Annotated in this window: 17 protein-coding genes; 4 read left to right on the top strand and 13 right to left on the bottom strand. The window is 62.0% G+C overall.

What is annotated here, in order from left to right; translation table 11 throughout:
• Positions 1-24 precede the first annotated feature (24 nt).
• Positions 25-1,002 (top strand): HpcH/HpaI aldolase/citrate lyase family protein, encoded by a 978-nt coding sequence (locus tag HH303_RS10445; RefSeq protein WP_169625284.1) that lies wholly within the window; start codon positions 25-27, stop codon positions 1,000-1,002.
• Positions 1,003-1,031: 29 nt separating this feature from the next.
• On the opposite strand, the gene HH303_RS10440 is transcribed toward HH303_RS10445, so the two are convergent.
• From HH303_RS10440 to HH303_RS10430, 3 genes are read right to left on the bottom strand one after another with little or no spacing between them, the layout of a single operon-like run.
• Positions 1,032-1,934: a DMT family transporter gene (locus tag HH303_RS10440; protein ID WP_169625283.1), complete on the bottom strand. Its 903-nt coding sequence runs from the start codon at positions 1,932-1,934 to the stop codon at positions 1,032-1,034.
• A 21-nt stretch (positions 1,935-1,955) separates the two neighbouring features.
• The gene (locus tag HH303_RS10435; RefSeq protein ID WP_169625282.1) at positions 1,956-2,270 is read right to left on the bottom strand and encodes a DUF3253 domain-containing protein; all 315 of its coding nucleotides are present in this window, start codon (positions 2,268-2,270) and stop codon (positions 1,956-1,958) included.
• Positions 2,263-2,577: a hypothetical protein gene (locus HH303_RS10430; RefSeq protein WP_169625281.1), complete on the bottom strand. Its 315-nt coding sequence runs from the start codon at positions 2,575-2,577 to the stop codon at positions 2,263-2,265. Before HH303_RS10430 ends, HH303_RS10435 begins: the two co-directional genes overlap by 8 nt.
• 73 nt (positions 2,578-2,650) lie before the next feature.
• Between HH303_RS10430 and HH303_RS10425 the strand changes: the two genes are divergently transcribed.
• Both HH303_RS10425 and HH303_RS10420 read left to right on the top strand, forming a co-directional pair.
• Entirely contained in the window at positions 2,651-3,346 is a 696-nt protein-coding gene (locus HH303_RS10425) for an NnrU family protein (protein ID WP_169625280.1), read from the top strand.
• A gap of 118 nt (positions 3,347-3,464) precedes the next feature.
• Complete coding sequence (locus HH303_RS10420; RefSeq protein WP_169625279.1) at positions 3,465-3,713, top strand: hypothetical protein; 249 nt, start codon at positions 3,465-3,467, stop codon at positions 3,711-3,713.
• Positions 3,714-3,723: 10 nt separating this feature from the next.
• Here the strand turns inward: HH303_RS10420 and HH303_RS10415 are convergent, their stop codons facing one another.
• Complete coding sequence (locus HH303_RS10415) at positions 3,724-4,233, bottom strand: hypothetical protein (protein WP_169625278.1); 510 nt, start codon at positions 4,231-4,233, stop codon at positions 3,724-3,726.
• A gap of 410 nt (positions 4,234-4,643) precedes the next feature.
• Here HH303_RS10415 and HH303_RS10410 point away from each other — a divergent pair, with 410 nt between their 5' ends.
• Positions 4,644-6,416, top strand: coding sequence for a chloride channel protein (locus HH303_RS10410; RefSeq protein WP_169625277.1), 1,773 nt, complete (start codon positions 4,644-4,646; stop codon positions 6,414-6,416).
• Between the two features lie 5 nt (positions 6,417-6,421).
• Here the strand turns inward: HH303_RS10410 and HH303_RS10405 are convergent, their stop codons facing one another.
• The 9 genes from HH303_RS10405 to mutM all read right to left on the bottom strand — a co-directional run bounded on the left by HH303_RS10405 (position 6,422) and on the right by mutM (position 17,329).
• On the bottom strand, positions 6,422-6,814 hold the full coding sequence (locus HH303_RS10405) for a GFA family protein (protein WP_169625276.1): 393 nt from the start codon (positions 6,812-6,814) through the stop codon (positions 6,422-6,424).
• A gap of 85 nt (positions 6,815-6,899) precedes the next feature.
• Positions 6,900-9,341: a DNA topoisomerase (ATP-hydrolyzing) subunit B gene (gene gyrB, locus HH303_RS10400; RefSeq protein ID WP_169625275.1), complete on the bottom strand. Its 2,442-nt coding sequence runs from the start codon at positions 9,339-9,341 to the stop codon at positions 6,900-6,902.
• 34 nt (positions 9,342-9,375) lie between these two features.
• A complete protein-coding gene (recF, locus tag HH303_RS10395; RefSeq protein ID WP_319637376.1) occupies positions 9,376-10,608 on the bottom strand; it encodes a DNA replication/repair protein RecF in 1,233 nt (410 codons plus the stop codon).
• Positions 10,609-10,618: 10 nt separating this feature from the next.
• Entirely contained in the window at positions 10,619-11,734 is a 1,116-nt protein-coding gene (gene dnaN / locus HH303_RS10390; protein WP_169625274.1) for a DNA polymerase III subunit beta, read from the bottom strand.
• 515 nt (positions 11,735-12,249) lie between these two features.
• On the bottom strand, positions 12,250-13,614 hold the full coding sequence (gene dnaA / locus HH303_RS10385) for a chromosomal replication initiator protein DnaA (protein ID WP_319637375.1): 1,365 nt from the start codon (positions 13,612-13,614) through the stop codon (positions 12,250-12,252).
• Between the two features lie 1,123 nt (positions 13,615-14,737).
• Entirely contained in the window at positions 14,738-15,004 is a 267-nt protein-coding gene (gene rpsT, locus HH303_RS10380; RefSeq protein ID WP_169625272.1) for a 30S ribosomal protein S20, read from the bottom strand.
• 130 nt (positions 15,005-15,134) lie between these two features.
• The gene (locus HH303_RS10375) at positions 15,135-15,911 is read right to left on the bottom strand and encodes an enoyl-CoA hydratase (RefSeq protein ID WP_169625271.1); all 777 of its coding nucleotides are present in this window, start codon (positions 15,909-15,911) and stop codon (positions 15,135-15,137) included.
• 47 nt (positions 15,912-15,958) lie between these two features.
• Positions 15,959-16,357 (bottom strand): hypothetical protein, encoded by a 399-nt coding sequence (locus tag HH303_RS10370; RefSeq protein ID WP_169625270.1) that lies wholly within the window; start codon positions 16,355-16,357, stop codon positions 15,959-15,961.
• 81 nt (positions 16,358-16,438) lie between these two features.
• Entirely contained in the window at positions 16,439-17,329 is an 891-nt protein-coding gene (gene mutM, locus HH303_RS10365) for a bifunctional DNA-formamidopyrimidine glycosylase/DNA-(apurinic or apyrimidinic site) lyase (RefSeq protein ID WP_169625269.1), read from the bottom strand.
• Positions 17,330-17,391: the final 62 nt, after the last annotated feature.

The following is a 17,391-nucleotide window of genomic DNA, read 5'->3' as shown; positions in this document are numbered from 1 at the left end:
GCAAATCGATCCAGGAGACCCGTCATGAGCTTTACCCTCGTCGAACAGGCCACGCCGCGCCTGAACCGCAGCGAACTCGCCGTCCCCGGCAGCCGTACCGAACTTTTCGAAAAGGCCGCCCAGTCGGATGTCGACGTGATCTTCCTGGATTGCGAAGATGCCGTCGCGCCGGATGAAAAGGAACAGGCGCGCAAGAACATCATCGAGGCCCTGAACGATATCGATTGGGGCAAGAAGACCATGTCCGTGCGCATCAACGGGCTGGATACGCATTACATGTATCGCGACGTCGTCGATATCCTGGAACAGGGCGGCGAGCGTCTGGACATGATCATGATCCCGAAGGTCGGCACCGCCGCCGATGTCTATGCCGTCGATATGTTGGTGACGCAGGTGGAAGCCGCCGTGAAACGGAAAAAGGCAATCGGCTTCGAGCTGATCATCGAAACGGCGCTGGGCATGGCGAATGTCGACGAGATCGCCGGTGCGTCCAAACGCAATGAAAGCCTGCATTTCGGTGTCGCGGATTACGCCGCGTCAACCAAGGCCCGGACGACCGTCATCGGCGGACCGCACCCGGATTACGGCGTCCTGACCGACCGTGACGGCGATGCGCCGCGCGACTATCACTGGGGCGATATGTGGCATTACGCGATCAGCCGCATGGTCGTCGCTGCCCGCGCCAACGGGCTGCGCCCGGTCGACGGTCCGTTCGGCGATTTTTCCGATCCCGACGGCTATCGCGCCCAGGCGAACCGCGCCGGTGTCTTGGGTTGCGAGGGGAAATGGGCGATTCATCCCAGCCAGGTCGCTTTGGCGAATGAGCTGTTCTCGCCGTCGGATGCAGACGTTACGAAGGCGAAACGAATTCTGGAAGCCATGGAACAGGCCCAGAAGGAAGGCAAGGGCGCGGTGTCCCTCGATGGTCGACTGATCGACATTGCGTCGATCAAGCAGGCGGAAAACCTGGTCGCCAAGGCTGCGGTTATCGCCGGGAACTAAAGCGTCCCAAGGGTGGAACGGAAGAAGGCTCAGGCGATTGCCTGGGCCTTTTTCTTTCCGCTGGGCCAATTGACCATCAGGATACCGACGGCCACCGGGATCAGGCCCGTGACGTCCGGCACCGTGATGGTTTCGTTCAAGGCCAGCCATGCGATCAACATCGCGATCCCCGGATTGAGGAAATGGAAGGTGCTGGCCGCCGCCGCGCCCGCCTGCCGGATCAGGGCGAACCACAGAAGCAGCGCGCCGAAGGTCATGATGATCGCCGTATAGGCCTGGGTCCAGATGAAGGTCCAGCCGAAGGTGATGGCGGTCACATCCTCCAACAGGAAGGCCGTTGGAATCAGCACGACGGAGGCGGACAATGCCTGGACCGCGTTCATGGCCAGCGGATCCGCATGGGCCCCGCGCTTCTTGTACAGGACCGTCCCGCAGGCAAGGCAGATCATACCGATCGTTGCGATACCGAAACCGAATGGATCATCGACCTGAAGATCGCCGCCCAGACGGTTCCACAGGATGTACCACGCGCCTGCGGTGCCCAGAACCAAACCAGCGATCTTGCGTAGCGTCAGACCCTCGCCCAGCACCGGCCAGGCCAGGGCGGCGGTGACCAACGGCATCAAGCTGGCGATCAGCGCGACCATGCTGGACGACGTGGTGCGGAAGGCGATGAAGCACAGGCCCAGATAGGCGGCATTGTTCAGAATGCCCAGCCAGATTGCGGTCCACAGATCCTTTCGGTCCTTCGGCAAGCCGCGCTTCATAACGGTCAGGACCGCCCACATGACCAGGAAGGCGATGCCGAACCGGATCGCCAGAAAGGTCAGGGGCGGCGCGACTTGAACCGCGAATTTACCGACCGTGAAGGCGGAACTCCAAAGCGTGCAAAACGCCAAACCCAGCGCGAAAACCTGCCACCCGAAACGCATCCATCCCACTCCATCGAATTTTTATTTTTTCAGTCGCATCCGCCAGACGCCTTTGAAGTCGTCCGGATCGACGGGTTCGCCCCGCCGTAGAATTTCGATCCGCCCGACGCGGGCCAGATGGATCGCCTGTTCCTTCACCGCGCGGCGATAGCGTTTGTAAAGGTCCCGGCCGTCGCTGGGCTTCCGTCGCGCTTCCGCATAGGCGCGGGCGATGTCGTCCGGCGCGGCGCTTTTGTCGTCCGGCAGGGCCGCCAGTTGATCCAGGATCATAATCGCCACCGGATCCAGAGGCGTCGGATCTTTAGGGGCGGTTTCTTTTTTCATATCGTCAGTCACGTTTCGTTATCTCCTTACGCAGGACCGCCAGTCGATAGGCACCCGGCGCGTTTACCGGGTCCACCGTCCGCCCCGTCGTCGCATCGGTCGCTATTGCGCGCTGCATATTGACCAGGATCTGGGCGGCCTGATCGATATGGCTGCGGCCGGAACCGGTTTCCCCAATGGGCTGGATGCGCGCATAGAGCATAGTTGCCGCCAGAGGTCCATTCCCTTCGATCAGGGTCAGGATCTGGCGTTGAACCGCCTCCGTACTGGGCAGGTACGAGCCGACGAACAGCCTGCGTATAAGGTCGGATAGGTTCATCCCCGAAAGTCCCTTCCGCAACTGCGGCACGCGACTATGGACGCGGGTATGAAGCTTGTCCATATTACGGGCCATGACCGAAACGCTCTTCCAGCTTTTATGCGCCCTCGTCTTCTTTGTCGTCGGCCACTTCCTGATGGCCTCATTGCCCGTGCGGCAAGGGATTGCGGGCCGTTTCGGCACTAACGCCTTTCGCGGTTTTTTCTCCATCGTCTCGGCTGTTGGTCTGGTATGGACCATCTGGGCCTATGGCGCGGCGCGGGCCGACGCGACCTATCTGTGGGACCCTATGCCGGTCCATTCCATGGTGCCGGTCGCCGTCATGCCCATCGTCTGCATCCTGCTGGTCTGCGCCTGGTCGACGCGCAGCCCGACATCGGTCGGCGGTGAGAAATTGGCGGGCGATCCCGTGCCCGCCGTCGGCATCGTCACGGTAACGCGCCATCCGATGATGGTCGCGGTCATCCTGTGGGCCGTCTCGCATATGGTGCCGAACGGTGATACGGCGACGCTGATGCTCTGCGTCGGGATGCTGATCCTGGCGGTCGGCGGCATCCTGCATATCGACTATCGCCGCCGGGTCACGCTGGGGTCCGACTGGGGGCCGATCGCGCTGACAACCTCCGTTATTCCGTTCCTGGCGGCGATCCAGGGGCGCGGCAAGATCGACTGGCGAGGGATCGGCATATGGCGCGTGATCGCGGGGATCGTGCTCTATGTGGCGCTGATGCACGGCCATGTCTGGTTTACCGGCGTGCCGGTTTTGTAATCTTCAAGAATCCGGATACATTACGGTCACTTACACACAGGATCGTCGGCCCATTGGGGATCGTGCCGCCGGTTGAACAGTACTCTGACGGCATGTCAGCAGCGGTGAAGGGGAAAAAATGGCACGGTCCATCGCGGAAGCGCGGCAGGAATACGATCGTTTGGGAATGATGTTGCGCGCCATGCCCGATCAACGGGACGATGCCGCGCAAAAAATCGTCAAACGCCGCGGCCAAATCGAAGCGGAAATCGCGGGTCTGGAAAAGAAAAGCAGTCCGAGCGCAGGCTACAGCAAGACCATGGGCCTGATCGTGGCTCTGGTTTTCGGCGTTGTCGCCTTTGTCGCGATGTTCTACGGGTTGCGCTGACGCCTAGCCTTTACCGGCACAGATACCCGTATACCGGCCCGTCCGACGATGCGGGCACGCCGGGCAGGTTTTGGACCTCGATATGATGGACGTGGCTGCCATAGGCGATGACCTGGATCAGGACCGGGGCGCCGTCGGGTCGATGCGCGGTGGCGATGTCGCCATTCATCGTATATTCGACCGGAAACACCGCCTTGTCTTCACCCAACAGCTTCAGGCGTTCGTCTTCGATTTCCAGGCTCAACAGGCAGGAACTCGGAATGAAGTCGTCGCCGACGCGTTTTTCTTCCTCGAACAGCGACCAGCGGCCGATCAGGAACGGCGGCACATCCGTGGTCGGTGTCTTGTAGTCGTTCAAGGTCAGATATTCGTCCAGATAGACCTGAAACCCGTGCGCTTGGCGTATTTCCGTCAGGTAGCGCGCGGGATTGCTGTCCCGCAGGTCGCTGTAATAGGCGTCCATGGTGCGTTCTTCATGTTCCAGCAGGAACACATAGCCGACCAGAAGAACAACACCCAATAGGATGAATACTCCACTGGAGCGAGGGTTTCGGAACAGTCGCGGAAGCACGTTTTGCATGTCAGTCTAACGATCGTTTCGGCCGCCTCGGCCCAAATCGACCGGCGACACTTCATTGGGTGACTTGTCCGACGGCGCCTGCATCGAATACGAGGCGGCAGGCCGTGGTCGGATCGTTAACCGTCCGTCACACGTGCCATGAGGGCAAATCACGGGATTGGATTTGAATAGCCATGGACGTTATGTCAAAAGTCCGGGGCGAAATCAAATCTAGGATTGTCGGATCGCCTGCCGGTGGGGGGTCAGCCTCCGTTCCCGGTAGACCCTCCATTTCCGACAGGTGCGGGTCGCTTCCGACAGATTCGGGACGTGATCGCCCCTGCGAACGCTCGAATGAATGAGATTGCGGCATGTCAGCGGTAGGTAACAAACGGTTGCGCGTCCCGTCGGGATTGGTCTTCCTCAGCGTGATGGCCGTGATCGTCGGCGCGATTACCGGATTGGGGTCCGCTGCGCTTCGCGTGCTGATCGCCGTCGTCCATAACGCCCTGTTTCTGGGGGAATTCGCCTGGTCGTATCAAGCGAACGACCCGACGCCGCCCAGTAATTGGGGGCCCTTCGTCATCCTCGCGCCGGTCATCGGCGGTTTAGTTGTTCTGTTCCTGGTACGTCGTTTCGCCCCGGAAGCGAAAGGCCACGGCGTGCCGGAGGTCATGGCCGCGATCTTCTACAACAATGGCCGCATCCGTCCGGTCGTCGTGCTTGTGAAATCGCTGGCCTCCGCCCTGTCGATCGGCAGCGGCGCGTCGGTCGGGCGCGAAGGCCCGATCATCCAGATCGGCAGCGGCATCGGATCGACCCTGGGACAGGTGTTCCGCCTGCCCAAATGGCAGACCATCACATTGGTCGCCGCGGGCGCGGGGGCCGGTATCGCCGCGACGTTCAACACGCCGCTGGGCGCCGTGATGTTCGCCATCGAATTGATGCTGCCGGAAGTCAGCGCGCGCACCTTCCTGCCCGTGGTCCTGGCGACCGGTACCGCGACCTATGTCGGCCAGATTTTTTTCGGCATCGAACCGGCCTTCGTCGTGCCGAATTCGGTCCTGCCGCAGTTGCTGTTCCCGAGCGCGGTTCAATTCCTGCCGGTCTATCTGCTGTTCGGCATCGTCTGCGGCGCCGCCGCGGCGTTTTTCGTCAAATTCCTGCACTGGATGGAAGACCTGTTCGACGAATGGGATATCAACCCCTATCTGAAAAACATGGCGGGCATGACGTGTCTGGGCGTCATGATGTATGTGTTCTTCCTGATCTATGGGCGGTATTTCACCGACGGCGTCGGGTATGACACGATCCAGGGTATCCTGAACGGCGAAATGACCTTCGCCTATCTGATGGCGATCCTGTTCTTCGCGAAAATGGTTGCGACCAGCGTCAGCCTGGCCTCGGGCGCGTCGGGCGGCGTGTTCTCGCCGTCCCTGTTCCTGGGCGCGACGCTGGGCGGGTGTTTCGGGACCATCCTGTCCATCCTTTGGCCGAATCTGGGCTTCGGTCCCATCGAATTCGCCATTCTGGGCATGGCCGCGATCGTCGGCGGCGCGACCGGCGCGGCGATGACCGCGATCCTGATGATCTATGAAATGACGGGCCAGTACTCGTTGATCGTCCCGGTGACGATTGCCGTGGCGGGGGCGATCGGGACCCGGCGTCTGATCATGGAAGACAATATCTACACGATGAAGCTGACCCGCCGGGGCCAGCATATTCCCAAGGAACGCCACACCCATATGTTCTCCATCCGCAAGGTGAGGGACATCATGACCCCGATTACCGGCGCGATCCGCCTGCCCGATCTGCACATCCATGCGATCCAGGCGGATGCGACGGCGGATTTCCATCAGGTCGGGGACTTCTATGCGACCCTGGCGGATGAAACAGGACGGTTCGTGGGCGTCATTCCGGCGGACAAGGACGGGAAGCCCCTGTCCGGCGCGATGCCGATCCGGAACTTCACGGTGATCGGCGAAGGCGATTTCGTGCAAGCCCTCATGACCCGTTTAGCGCGCCGCGACGCGGCCATCGCGGTGGTCCGAAAGGGCCGCGGCGTCATCCGGCCCGACCGCATCACCGGCGTCATCCATCGCGACCGCATCGCTAAGACGATCATCGACGAATACCGCGATTGATCGCGCTATTCCTCCGCGCGATCCGTCGATGTCCGGTCGCGCTCATACCGCTTTGTAAGCGGAAAGGGCGGTAGCCAGGATTCGCGGCGGACGGTCCATAATTCGTAAGTCGGGGTCAGCTGGTCCGGTGCATCCAGCGATCCCAGATGCACTTCGATTTCGTCCCCGCTGCACGAAAACACGGAGGAACCGCAAATGGGGCAGAAATGCCGCCCTTCATAATCGCGGGTTTCGCCGTCGACGGTCACGGTCTCCCTCGGGAATATGGCGGAGGCGTGAAACAGCGCGCCATGATGCTTGCGGCAATCCAGACAATGGCACAGCCCCACGCGATAGGGCTCTCCCCTGGCTACAATTCGGACCTTGCCGCATTGGCACCCGCCGGTGAACGAGGCCATGGCCGCTCTCCTTCAAGCCTGTATCTGCAAATTATATCGACGCAGGCGTCCGCGGTGAACATCCGAACACCGCGGAAACGACATCCTAGACGTCGAGGTTGGCGACCTTCAGGGCGTTTTCCTGGATGAATTCGCGGCGCGGTTCGACGACGTCGCCCATCAGGGTGGAGAACACGGTATCTGCGTCGTCGCCATGGGCGACCTTCACCTGCAACAGAGTGCGGACTTCCGGGTCCAGCGTGGTTTCCCACAGTTGATCCGGGTTCATCTCCCCCAACCCTTTATAGCGCTGGACCGACAGGCCCTTGCGGCCGGTCGCCACGATCCGGTCGATCAGGTCGATCGGGCCGGTGATCTTGAAGGTCTCGTCCTTGATCTTCAGCATCGCGCCGTTCCCGGCATAGATTTCCTGCAGATGGGCGGCCATGGAATCGAGCTTCCGGGACTCGCCGCTGCGCAGAAGTTCCGGGTCGACCGCGATTCGTTCCGTCACGCCGCGATTGATCCGGGTGAAGACATAGCCGTCGTCTTCGGACGCGGTCCCGGTCCAGCCGCGGGCGTGTTCTTCCGACAGGCGGTCCAGAATCTTGGCGACGAATTCCGCCGCGGCCTGGGCCTTTTCCAGGTCCTGCTGCAAGGTCGCGCTCAACGCGCCGTAGATCGCCAATTGTTCGATCACGCGGGCATTGCCGCAGCTGCGGGCCAGCGGTTCCACCAGATGTTTCGCGTCCCGGGCACGTTCGACGATGCTCGTCAGATCCGCGCCGCCGCGCTGAGCGCCGTTCCCGTCGGTCAGGACAGCGTCGGTGATGCCGTTGCCGACCAGGAATTTCTCCAAGTCGCGTTCGTTCTTGATATACCGCACCTTCTTTTCGCCGCGCTTGATCAGGAATAGCGGCGGCTGGGCGATATAAAGGTATCCGGCATCCACCAATTCGCGCATCTGCCGATAGAAGAAGGTCAATAGCAGGGTCCGGATATGGCTGCCGTCGACATCGGCGTCGGTCATGATGATGATCTTGTGGTACCGGGCCTTTTGCGCGTTGAACCCGTCCTTGCCGATGCCGGTGCCCAGCGCGGTGATCAGCGTGCCGATTTCCTGGCTGGACAGCATCTTGTCCATGCGCGCGCGTTCGACGTTCAGAATCTTGCCCTTCAACGGCAGGATGGCCTGGAATTTCCGGTTGCGGCCCTGTTTGGCGGAGCCGCCCGCGCTGTCGCCCTCGACGATGAACAGTTCGGATTTCGCCGGATCGCGTTCCTGACAATCGGCCAGCTTGCCGGGCAGGGAGGCGATGTCCAACACGCCCTTGCGCTGGGTGATTTCGCGGGCCTTGCGCGCGGCCTCACGGGCGGCGGCGGCGGTCACGGCCTTCTGGATAATCTGCCGGGCTTCGGTCGGGTGCTCCTCGAACCATTCGGCCAGTTTTTCGTTCACCACGGCTTCGACCACCGGGCGGACTTCGGACGAAACCAGCTTGTCCTTGGTCTGGCTGGAAAATTTCGGATCCGGCACCTTCACCGACAGAACGCAGGTCAGGCCCTCGCGCGCGTCGTCGCCGGTCAGGGTGACTTTTTCCTTCTTCGCCACGCCGGAATCGTTGGCATAGGCGTTGATCTGACGGGTCAGGGCGCCCCGGAACCCGGCCAGATGCGTACCGCCGTCGCGCTGCGGGATGTTGTTGGTGAAACACAGCATGTTCTCGTGGAAGGTTTCGTTCCACTGCAGAGCGCATTCGACGGTCAGGCCGTCCTTTTCCCCGGTGATCATGATTGGATCGCCGTGCAGGCTCTGCTTCGACCGGTCCAGCCACTTGACGAAGGCTTGAACCCCACCTTCATAGACCAGATCGACGACCCGCTTTTCCGCGGATCGCTCATCGGCCAATTGGATATGCACGCCGGAATTCAGGAAGGCGAGTTCACGTAGACGGTGTTCCAGCGTATTGAAGCTGAATTCCGTCATGGTAAACGTGTCCGGCGACGGGAAGAAGGTGACTTCCGTGCCTTTTTCGGTGCCGCAGTCGCCGATGACTTCCAGCGGCTTGACCGCCTCGCCATGCTCGAAGCGCATGCCGTGCAGCTTGCCGTTCCGGCGGATGCGCAGTTCCAGCCAGGTGGACAACGCATTCACCACCGACACGCCGACGCCGTGCAGACCGCCGGAGACCTTGTAGGAATTCTGGTCGAACTTACCGCCGGCATGCAGCTGGGTCATGATGACTTCCGCCGCCGAAATGCCTTCGGTTGGATGCATGTCGGTCGGGATGCCGCGTCCGTTGTCGGAAACGGTGACGGACCCGTCGCCGTTCAGCTTCACCGTCACGATGTCGCAATGCCCGGCCAGCGCCTCGTCGATCGCGTTGTCCACGACCTCATAGACCATGTGGTGCAGGCCGGTCCCGTCATCGGTGTCGCCGATATACATGCCGGGCCTTTTGCGTACCGCTTCCAGGCCCTTGAGGACCTTGATCGATCCCGCGCCGTAGTCGCTGTCGCTCTGAACCGTCATATCCGTGTCGCTCATACCGATACCCTTACATGAACAGGTCTTGTTGTCGTTATGCGGCCGGGCGGACCTGTGCCGCCTCGACCTCGAAATATTGCGCCCGGTCGCCGAAGGCGCCGAAGGTTACGCGATCCGTGCCGGTGATCCAGGCCTGAAGCCCCAATCCCAGCACCGTTTCGAACAGGGCGTCGCGCCGCGCCTCGTCCAGATGGGCCGCGACCTCGTCCAGCAGCAGGACCGGCCCGGCCCCGCGCTCCGCCGCTTGCAGGCGGGCATGGGCCAGCACGATGGCGATCAGGAGGGCTTTCTGCTCCCCCGTCGAACATTGGCCCGCCGGCAATTCCTTCGCCAGATGGGTCACCACCAGATCCGCGCGATGCGGTCCGACGGCGGCCCCGCCTGTTTCCGCGTCGCGCGCCCGGTTCGCCTGAAGCGCCGCGCCGAACCGGTCTTCCGTGTCCAGCGCCGCCCCTTCACCCAGCCAGGTTTCGACATCGCCTTCGACCGCGATCCCGGCACCGGGAAACGGCCCGTCCTCGCGCGCGCAAGCCCGCGCCAGCCTGTCGGCCATAACCCGCCGCGCCGCCGCGATGGCGATGCCGCGTTCGATCATCTGCGCTTCCAACGCGCCCAGCCAGGCCGCGTCGCGGCTGCCGTCCTTCAACAGGCGCGCCCGCTGCCGCAGCGCCTTGTCGTATCCGGTCAGCCGCCCGGCATGGGCCGGGTCGAAGCCGTAGATCAACCGGTCCAGGAAGCGGCGACGTTCGCCGGCGGAATCCTGGAACAGGCGGTCCATTTGCGGGGTCAGCCAAACCACCGAAAAATATTCGCCCAGCACGGCCTGACTTTTTTCCGGATTGCCGTCGATGCGGACCATCCGGCGTTCCCCTTCCGGGTCGCGGCCGGTGCCGATTTCTACCGGGCCGGTATCCGTATCGATCGTGGCGGCCACGGCCCAGGGCGTCGGGGCTGCCCCCGGCACGATCCGGTCGACCTCGCTCGTTTTCGCCCGGCGCAGCCCGCGGCCCGGCGTCAACAGGGATACCGCCTCCAGCAGGTTCGTCTTGCCGGCGCCGTTCGCGCCGGTCAGGACGACCGGGCGGCGATCCGGGTCCAGGGATGCCTGCGAATAATTGCGAAACGCGTTGAGACGCAGCCGTCGGACGCTGAGCGCCGGAACCCGACCGCCGGTTTCGGCGGTGAGGCCGGTGGCGGATGCGGGAGGAGCGCTGGTTATCCTAGCGGCGGCCAAACGGGTCTCCAGGTCGGCCGGGTGGGCGGTCACGGGCCCCGCCTTACACCCGCATCGGCATCAGAACGTACAGCGCCCCCGGATCTTCCGCGTCCCGCACGATGGTCGGCGAGGCGGAATCGGCCAGAATGAATTCGGCTTGGCTGCTTTCGATCTGATCGGCAATGTCGAGCAGATACCGGGCGTTGAACCCGATTTCGATCGAATCCCGGTCATAGCTGACGGGCAGTTCTTCCACGGCGGTGCCGTTTTCCTGGCTGGACGCCGACAGGGTCAACTGCCCGGCATCGATGCTGAGCTTCACGGCACGCAGTTTTTCCGTCGCGATGGTCGCGACGCGATCCACGGCCTGGGCGAAGCTGACGCGGTCAACGGACAGGACCTTGTCGTTGCCGGTCGGGATGACCCGTTCGTAATCCGGGAAAGTGCCGTCGATTAGCTTGGAAATCAGCACGGCCTCGTCGAAGGCGAAGCGAATCTTGGTTTCGGACAGGGTCACGGTGACCGTGCCGTCGGTTTCCTCGATCAGCTTCCGCAGTTCGGCGACGGTCTTGCGCGGCACGATGACGCCGGGAATGCCCGCGGCGCCTTCCGGCAGCTCGATTTCGACCCGCGCCAGCCGGTGCCCGTCCGTGGCGACGGCGCGCAGCGCCGGGGTGCCTTCGGTCACCGCATGCACATAGATGCCGTTCAGGTAATAGCGGGTTTCTTCCGTCGAAATGGCGAAGCGCGTGCGGTCGATCAGCGTGCGCAACGCGCCCGCGTCCAGATCGAACGTATGCGGCATATCGCCCCCGGCCATGACCGGGAAATCCTCGGTCGGCAGGGTCTGCAGCGTGAAGCGCGACCGGCCGGACGACAGGATCAGGCGGTCGCCGCCACCCGTCGCGTCCAGGTCGACCTGCGCGCCGTCCGGCAGCTTGCGGACGATATCGTACAGCGTGTGCGCCGGCGCGGTGATGCTGCCGGGTTGGCCGACCTCCGCCGGGGTCCGCTCGACAATGGAAATGTCCATGTCCGTGGCGTTGAGGCTCAACATGCCGTCACGGGCCTCGACCAGGACATTGGCGAGGATCGGAATCGTGTTGCGGCGTTCGACGACACTTTGGACGTGGTTCAGTGCGCGAAGCAGCGCGGCCCGTTCGATGGTGAGTTTCATGGCTTTGAAAATCGTATCCGTGGTTGTTGTCCGCTCTCGGAGCGGGTCCGCTCCCGTCGCCCCGCTGGGCTATAGGGTCCGGCACACCGCTCTCTCAAACTCCCGCCTCGCTCTCTCGTCCCGGTCCGTCTCCCTGGCAATGCGCCTCCACCGGATCGGGCGGGCGCGTCGGGGGTCCGAACACTTGGTCGGCCATGGTGAATTCCGGAATATCCGGGCCGAGTCGCGAGGCCGGATTCCGCCCGCCGGACGGGGATTCGACGGGGCCGGAAGGCCGGTCGCCGAGGGTGTCCGAACGCGCTCGGACTATAGCACGCGCGCCCGAGAATTCCGTGTTTTTTTTAGGCGAGTCGCGGCTTCCCGTCGATCCGAAAAGATGTTTCGGAGGGCATTTTGCAAGACATTGAAAACAAACGGCTATTCAGATCGTTTCGCAAGATGTTGTGGTGGTTCGCATGGCGAGGCGGATTGCCGATGGGCGGCTTAATCGAATCGATGCCGCCCGTTTTTGCGAATCACCCCTCCAGCATGCGACGGAGGAGTTCGACATCCTCGTTGAATCCGTGATCCGTCTGGCGCAGCTCGTCGACCTTTTTGACGGCATGCATAACCGTCGTATGATCGCGGCCACCGAACTTGCGACCGATCTCAGGCAGGGACCGCGCGGTCAGCTGTTTGGCCAGATACATGGCAACCTGGCGCGGGCGCGCGACGGCGCGGCTGCGGCGCGCCGAATGCATTTCGGACACCTTAATGTTGTAGTGTTCGGCGACGCGTTTCTGGATTTCCTCGATCGTCGCCTTGCGGTCGTTGGCACGCAGCAGATCGTGCAGAACTTCCTGGGCGCTTTCCAGCGTGATCGGACGGCCGACCAGATTGGCATAGGCGACAAGACGGTTCAGCGCGCCTTCCAGCTCACGCACATTCGACGTAATGCGGTGGGCGAGGAATTCCATCACCTTGATCGGCACGTCGACCTGCATGCGCTCCGCCTTCGACTGAAGGATGCCCAGGCGCAATTCGTAGGTCGTCGAATGGATTTCCGCGACCAGTCCCCAGCCCAGGCGCGATTTCATCCGTTCCTCGATCCCGTCCAGTTCGGCGGGCGACTTGTCGGCGGAAATTACGACCTGACGGTTCTGATCGACCAAGGCATTGAAGGTGTGGAAGAATTCTTCCTGCGTGTTTTCCTTGCCGGCGATGAACTGCACGTCGTCGATCATCAGCACATCGACGGACCGGAACTGCTCCTTGAACGCCATTGTATCCTTGTAGCGCAGCGCCCGAATAAACTGATACATGAACTTTTCGGCGGACAGGTACAGCACGCGCTTGTTCGGGGCGCTGGTACGGATATGCCCGGCGATGGCATGCATCAGGTGGGTCTTGCCCAGGCCCACGCCGCCGAACAGGAACAGCGGATTGAACGGTACATTCGGCGCTTCCGCCACGCGGCGGGCGGCGGCGAAGGCCAGTTCGTTCGGCTTGCCGACGATGAAGCTGTCGAAAGTGAAGCGCGGATCGATCGGCGCGGACAGGTTGGCGAGCGCCAGATCTTCCGGTGAGGCTTCGCGGTCCGTGGTTCCGCCCCGCCCCGCGCGCTCTCCCGTGGATTCCGCGGACTCCGTCTGCTGGGCCGGGCGCTGTTTCGCCTGGCGCACCATGACGTTGCGGATCGATTGATTTTCACCGGCCCAGAGGGAGGCGAGGCGGTCGCCATACTGGCTTTCGATCCAGTTTCGCATAAATCGCGTCGGCACGGACAATTGCACCGTGTCGCCGTCGACCCCTTCCAGGGTCAGCGGCTTCAACCAGCTACGATAGGCGTTTTCACCGAATTCTTCACGCAGTGCAGCGCGTACCCGCGCCCACTGCTCCATTGCGTTTCCGTCCATAGACCGATGTCTACCCCCAACCGAATATCGCGCGTCCGGATTGAATCGTTTCGCGGCCGGGACCGTTTCCACCGTCTTCTCGCCGATCGGCGCCTTCGCGCCCATACCGGCAAATTCCTCTTCGGCAGATCCGTACCGTCCCACGCTCACAACGATCCTCTCTCGACATCCAAGAGCGGAACCCATCCGGATCGCCGCCCACCCGAAACAAAACGCGCCCCAGACGCCGAAACGGCGTCCCATCCAGTTCCCGTCCGGTGTTCCGCCCAATGCGGCATCACCATCATGACAAGGGTTGTCAGCCCCACTTCGGACCCGCCGGTCGTTGCCGGCGAATTCTTTCGACCCTACCCGTCATCCCGGCACGGCACCCGACCGGGTTCGTTGACCCTGTCGCCGACCGATGTTGCGGTGTATCCCAAACACGCCCCCTAACAAACGCGTCGAGACCTTGCACCACCCACCGACCGAAGCCGCATCCTGTTACGTAGGACATGACCGATATTGTTTCGGACATGCCGACCGCGCTGTTGACCCTTTCAGGAGACGCCAAAGGAAAGCGTTCTCGCATTCAGGATCAATGATTTCGTCAAAACAGTATTCCACAACCGGAATTCTTGGCGAAATCCGTCGGAACCCCTCGAAAAATCCGAAAGAGGCAGCATAGATGCGCTGTTGAAGAGTTAAACCGGGGTGTGGATACTCCAAACGACCGAATTATTATTAACTCTTCTCAGCGCTTATCCTTTTATTATTTAAAGGAACGCTGTTCTTCTGATTTCGAAGGGGTTTGACCAACCCGACCGACTCAATTCTACTCAAACAGTTTTTCCGATCAAGGCGTCATCCAATGCGATTCGGAAAATAAAGTTGTTGACTCAAGATGGCGTGTTTCACTCGCCGGAACCAAAAATCCAAAATTGTGTAATGCACTGCGGTAAGGCGTTGAAGCGATGTGCCGGATGGCGGCGCCTCGACAGAAACGCGCGAAAAAACAAAACCGAGACGTGTTCGACGCGGATTCCGAATGTGACGTATCTGCGACAGCAAAAAGAATCGCCGCCCGAATGGACGGCGATCCGAAACGCTGTTTGCCTGCGACTGATTGTTAGGCGCTGACGGCCTTCACGCGCTGCGTCAGACGGCTGATCTTACGGGATGCCGTCTTCTTGGGCAGGATGCCTTTCGTCGCGCCACGCTGCAGTTCCGGCATGGCCGCCTTCATCGCCGCGTCGGCCGCCGTCTGGTCGCCGGACGCGATCGCTTCTTCGACCTTGCGGATGAAGGTGCGAATGCGATTGCGGCGCGCCATGTTGCGGTCGGTGCGCTTCTTCGTCTGGCGGATGCGCTTCAGCGCGGATTGATGGTTCGCCATTTTTCTGTCTCTTATCTGATACGCCCGGCGGACCGGACTGGTGTCACTAGATCGGCGCGGCTTATACGGACCCTAACCGCGCCCGTCAAGCCCCGCCTTTGAACCGTGTTGCCTAAACCCCTGGTTCGAGTCAGCGATTCTTCCATTTCGGCTGCCGCTTTTCGGCGAAGGCCGCCATGCCTTCCTTCTGATCTTCCGTCGCGAAGGTCGAATGAAAGACCCGGCGTTCGTAGCGCACGCCCTCGCTCAACGTCGTTTCGTAAGACCGGTTCACGCATTCCTTCGCCATCAGCACGATCGGTCGGGACAGGCCCGCGATCTGCTGCGCCGTTTTCAGCGCGTCGGACAGAAGTTCGTCATTCGGCACGATGCGGCTGACAAGGCCGGAGCGTTCGGCTTCTTCCGCATCCATCAGGCGGCCGGTCAGGCACATTTCCATGGCCTTCGATTTACCGACGAAGCGCGTCAGGCGCTGGGTGCCGCCGGAACCGGGGATGGTGCCGATGGTGATTTCCGGCTGTCCGAATTTCGCGTTTTCGCCGGCGATGATGAAATCGCACATCATCGCGACCTCGCACCCGCCGCCCAGCGCGTAGCCTGCGACCGCCGCGATGATCGGCTTGCGGCAGGTGGTGATGCGTTCCCAGCCCTTGGTGATGAAATCCTGCAGGTAGACATCCATGAAGTCCTTTTCGGACATTTCCTTGATATCCGCCCCGGCGGCGAAGGCCTTTTCAGAACCGGTCAGGACGACGGCGCCGATATCGTCGTCGGCTTCCATATCGTCCAAGGCCCGGCCCAGATCGTCGATCAATCCGGCGCACAGCGCGTTCAGCGCCTTCGGCCGGTTCAACGTGATCAGGCCGACCGATTCCTTCTTCTCCACCAGAATATACTCGTAGCCCATGGGAAAACCCCTCTCTTCCATCGTGTTCCGTGGTCGGTTCGGGCCGCTTATTCCGGCGCCAGCGTGAATCGCACGCTCAGCGCCCCGTCGGCACCGAAGAAATCCAGGGCGAGGCGTTCGCCCTCGCGCTGAAACAGGGACGGGGACAGTTGCTTCCAGCCCAAGGACGGCAATGTCTCCGCATAAAAGGAAAGTACGCTGTCGCGATCCGTCGCGCCGGTCGCGAAGGTCTCCAGAATTCGACCGGACGGGGAATCGAAAACCATGCCCGCCTCCGCCGCCTGGATCAGGTCCGGGGCGAGCGGCAGATCTTCCGTTCCCTCGATAAAGGTCTGGGCCGCCGCCGTGCCGGACGGCAGCATCGCGATCCCCGACGGGAATATAGTTCCCGTCAGCATCGCCCCCAGAAGCAAAATCGAGCCTGCCGTCGCCGCGCGTTTCGTCATGGCGATTTGCTAGCCCGAAAACGGTCCGGGTACAATATTTGTCTCATGCCGAAATCGTCAGCGCTGAGGCGCGGGGTGGAATCAGCGCTGATGCGCGGGGCAGAAATAGGTCGACCGTCCGGATTGGACCAACCGTTGAATCGTGCCCGAACAACCGGGTTTCCGGCACGGCGCCCCTTCCCGGTCGTAGACATCCCAGGAATGTTGAAAATACCCCAATTCCCCCGTCGCCTGCACATAGTCGCGCAAGGACGATCCCCCGGCGGCGATGGCGTCGGACAGGACCTGCTTGATTTCCGGCACCAGGACGGCGGCCCGTTTCGGCCCGACGCTGGCGGCCATCCGCCGGGGTGAAATACCCGACCGCCACAGGGCCTCGCACACATATATATTGCCGAGACCAGCCACGATGCGTTGATCCAACAGCGCGGCCTTGATCGGTGTCCGGCGTCCGACCAGCGTTTCGGTCAGATAGGTGGCGGAAAAACTGTCGGACAAAGGTTCCGGTCCGAGATGGGCCAGATGGGCGTTGGCGGCCTCCCCGTCCGGCGGGATCAAATCCATGAAGCCGAAACGGCGCGTATCGTTGAAAACGACGCGGCCCCCATCGTCCAGATCGACCAGGACATGATCGTGCTTTTCCACCAGGGCCCAACCGGAATTGTGTCCCGCCTGCCCGCTGGATGCCTGCCCGCTGGTTCCCTGCACCGGCGTTGCGCCGGGGGACACCGTGAACCGGCCCGACATGCCCAGATGCACCATCCAGGTCCAGCCGTCGTCCAATCGGATCAGGATATATTTGGCGCGCCGGTCGACCGCCAGGATGCGCCGCCCTTCCAGCCTTTTGGCGAAGGCATCGGGAAAGGGATAGCGCAGATCGGGCCGCCGCTGGTCCACCCATCGGACGGTGCGGCCCTCCATCGCCGGGCGCAGGCCCCGGCAAACGGTTTCGACTTCGGGCAATTCGGGCATCGCGGCATCCTGAAGCGGTGGTACGATTGACGTTGATTAGCGGCCAGACGACGCTATTGTCA

It is taken from the genome of Pacificispira spongiicola (genome assembly GCF_012926505.1).
Lineage (GTDB): Bacteria > Pseudomonadota > Alphaproteobacteria > UBA8366 > Aestuariispiraceae > Pacificispira > Pacificispira spongiicola.
Note: the sequence above shows the minus strand (reverse complement) of the source record. Positions and strands in the feature narration are given on the sequence as shown.

Coding starts and splice junctions, on each gene's coding strand:
- dnaA (WP_319637375.1), bottom strand. CDS start 13,614: ATGGAGCAGTGGGCGCGGGTACGCGCTGCACTGCGTGAAGAATTCGGT.
- dnaN (WP_169625274.1), bottom strand. CDS start 11,734: ATGAAACTCACCATCGAACGGGCCGCGCTGCTTCGCGCACTGAACCAC.
- rpsT (WP_169625272.1), bottom strand. CDS start 15,004: ATGGCGAACCATCAATCCGCGCTGAAGCGCATCCGCCAGACGAAGAAG.
- HH303_RS10445 (WP_169625284.1), top strand. CDS start 25: ATGAGCTTTACCCTCGTCGAACAGGCCACGCCGCGCCTGAACCGCAGC.
- HH303_RS10410 (WP_169625277.1), top strand. CDS start 4,644: ATGTCAGCGGTAGGTAACAAACGGTTGCGCGTCCCGTCGGGATTGGTC.
- HH303_RS10370 (WP_169625270.1), bottom strand. CDS start 16,357: ATGACGAAACGCGCGGCGACGGCAGGCTCGATTTTGCTTCTGGGGGCG.
- HH303_RS10430 (WP_169625281.1), bottom strand. CDS start 2,577: ATGAACCTATCCGACCTTATACGCAGGCTGTTCGTCGGCTCGTACCTG.
- HH303_RS10440 (WP_169625283.1), bottom strand. CDS start 1,934: ATGCGTTTCGGGTGGCAGGTTTTCGCGCTGGGTTTGGCGTTTTGCACG.
- HH303_RS10425 (WP_169625280.1), top strand. CDS start 2,651: ATGACCGAAACGCTCTTCCAGCTTTTATGCGCCCTCGTCTTCTTTGTC.
- HH303_RS10420 (WP_169625279.1), top strand. CDS start 3,465: ATGGCACGGTCCATCGCGGAAGCGCGGCAGGAATACGATCGTTTGGGA.
- HH303_RS10375 (WP_169625271.1), bottom strand. CDS start 15,911: ATGGGCTACGAGTATATTCTGGTGGAGAAGAAGGAATCGGTCGGCCTG.
- HH303_RS10405 (WP_169625276.1), bottom strand. CDS start 6,814: ATGGCCTCGTTCACCGGCGGGTGCCAATGCGGCAAGGTCCGAATTGTA.
- mutM (WP_169625269.1), bottom strand. CDS start 17,329: ATGCCCGAATTGCCCGAAGTCGAAACCGTTTGCCGGGGCCTGCGCCCG.
- gyrB (WP_169625275.1), bottom strand. CDS start 9,341: ATGAGCGACACGGATATGACGGTTCAGAGCGACAGCGACTACGGCGCG.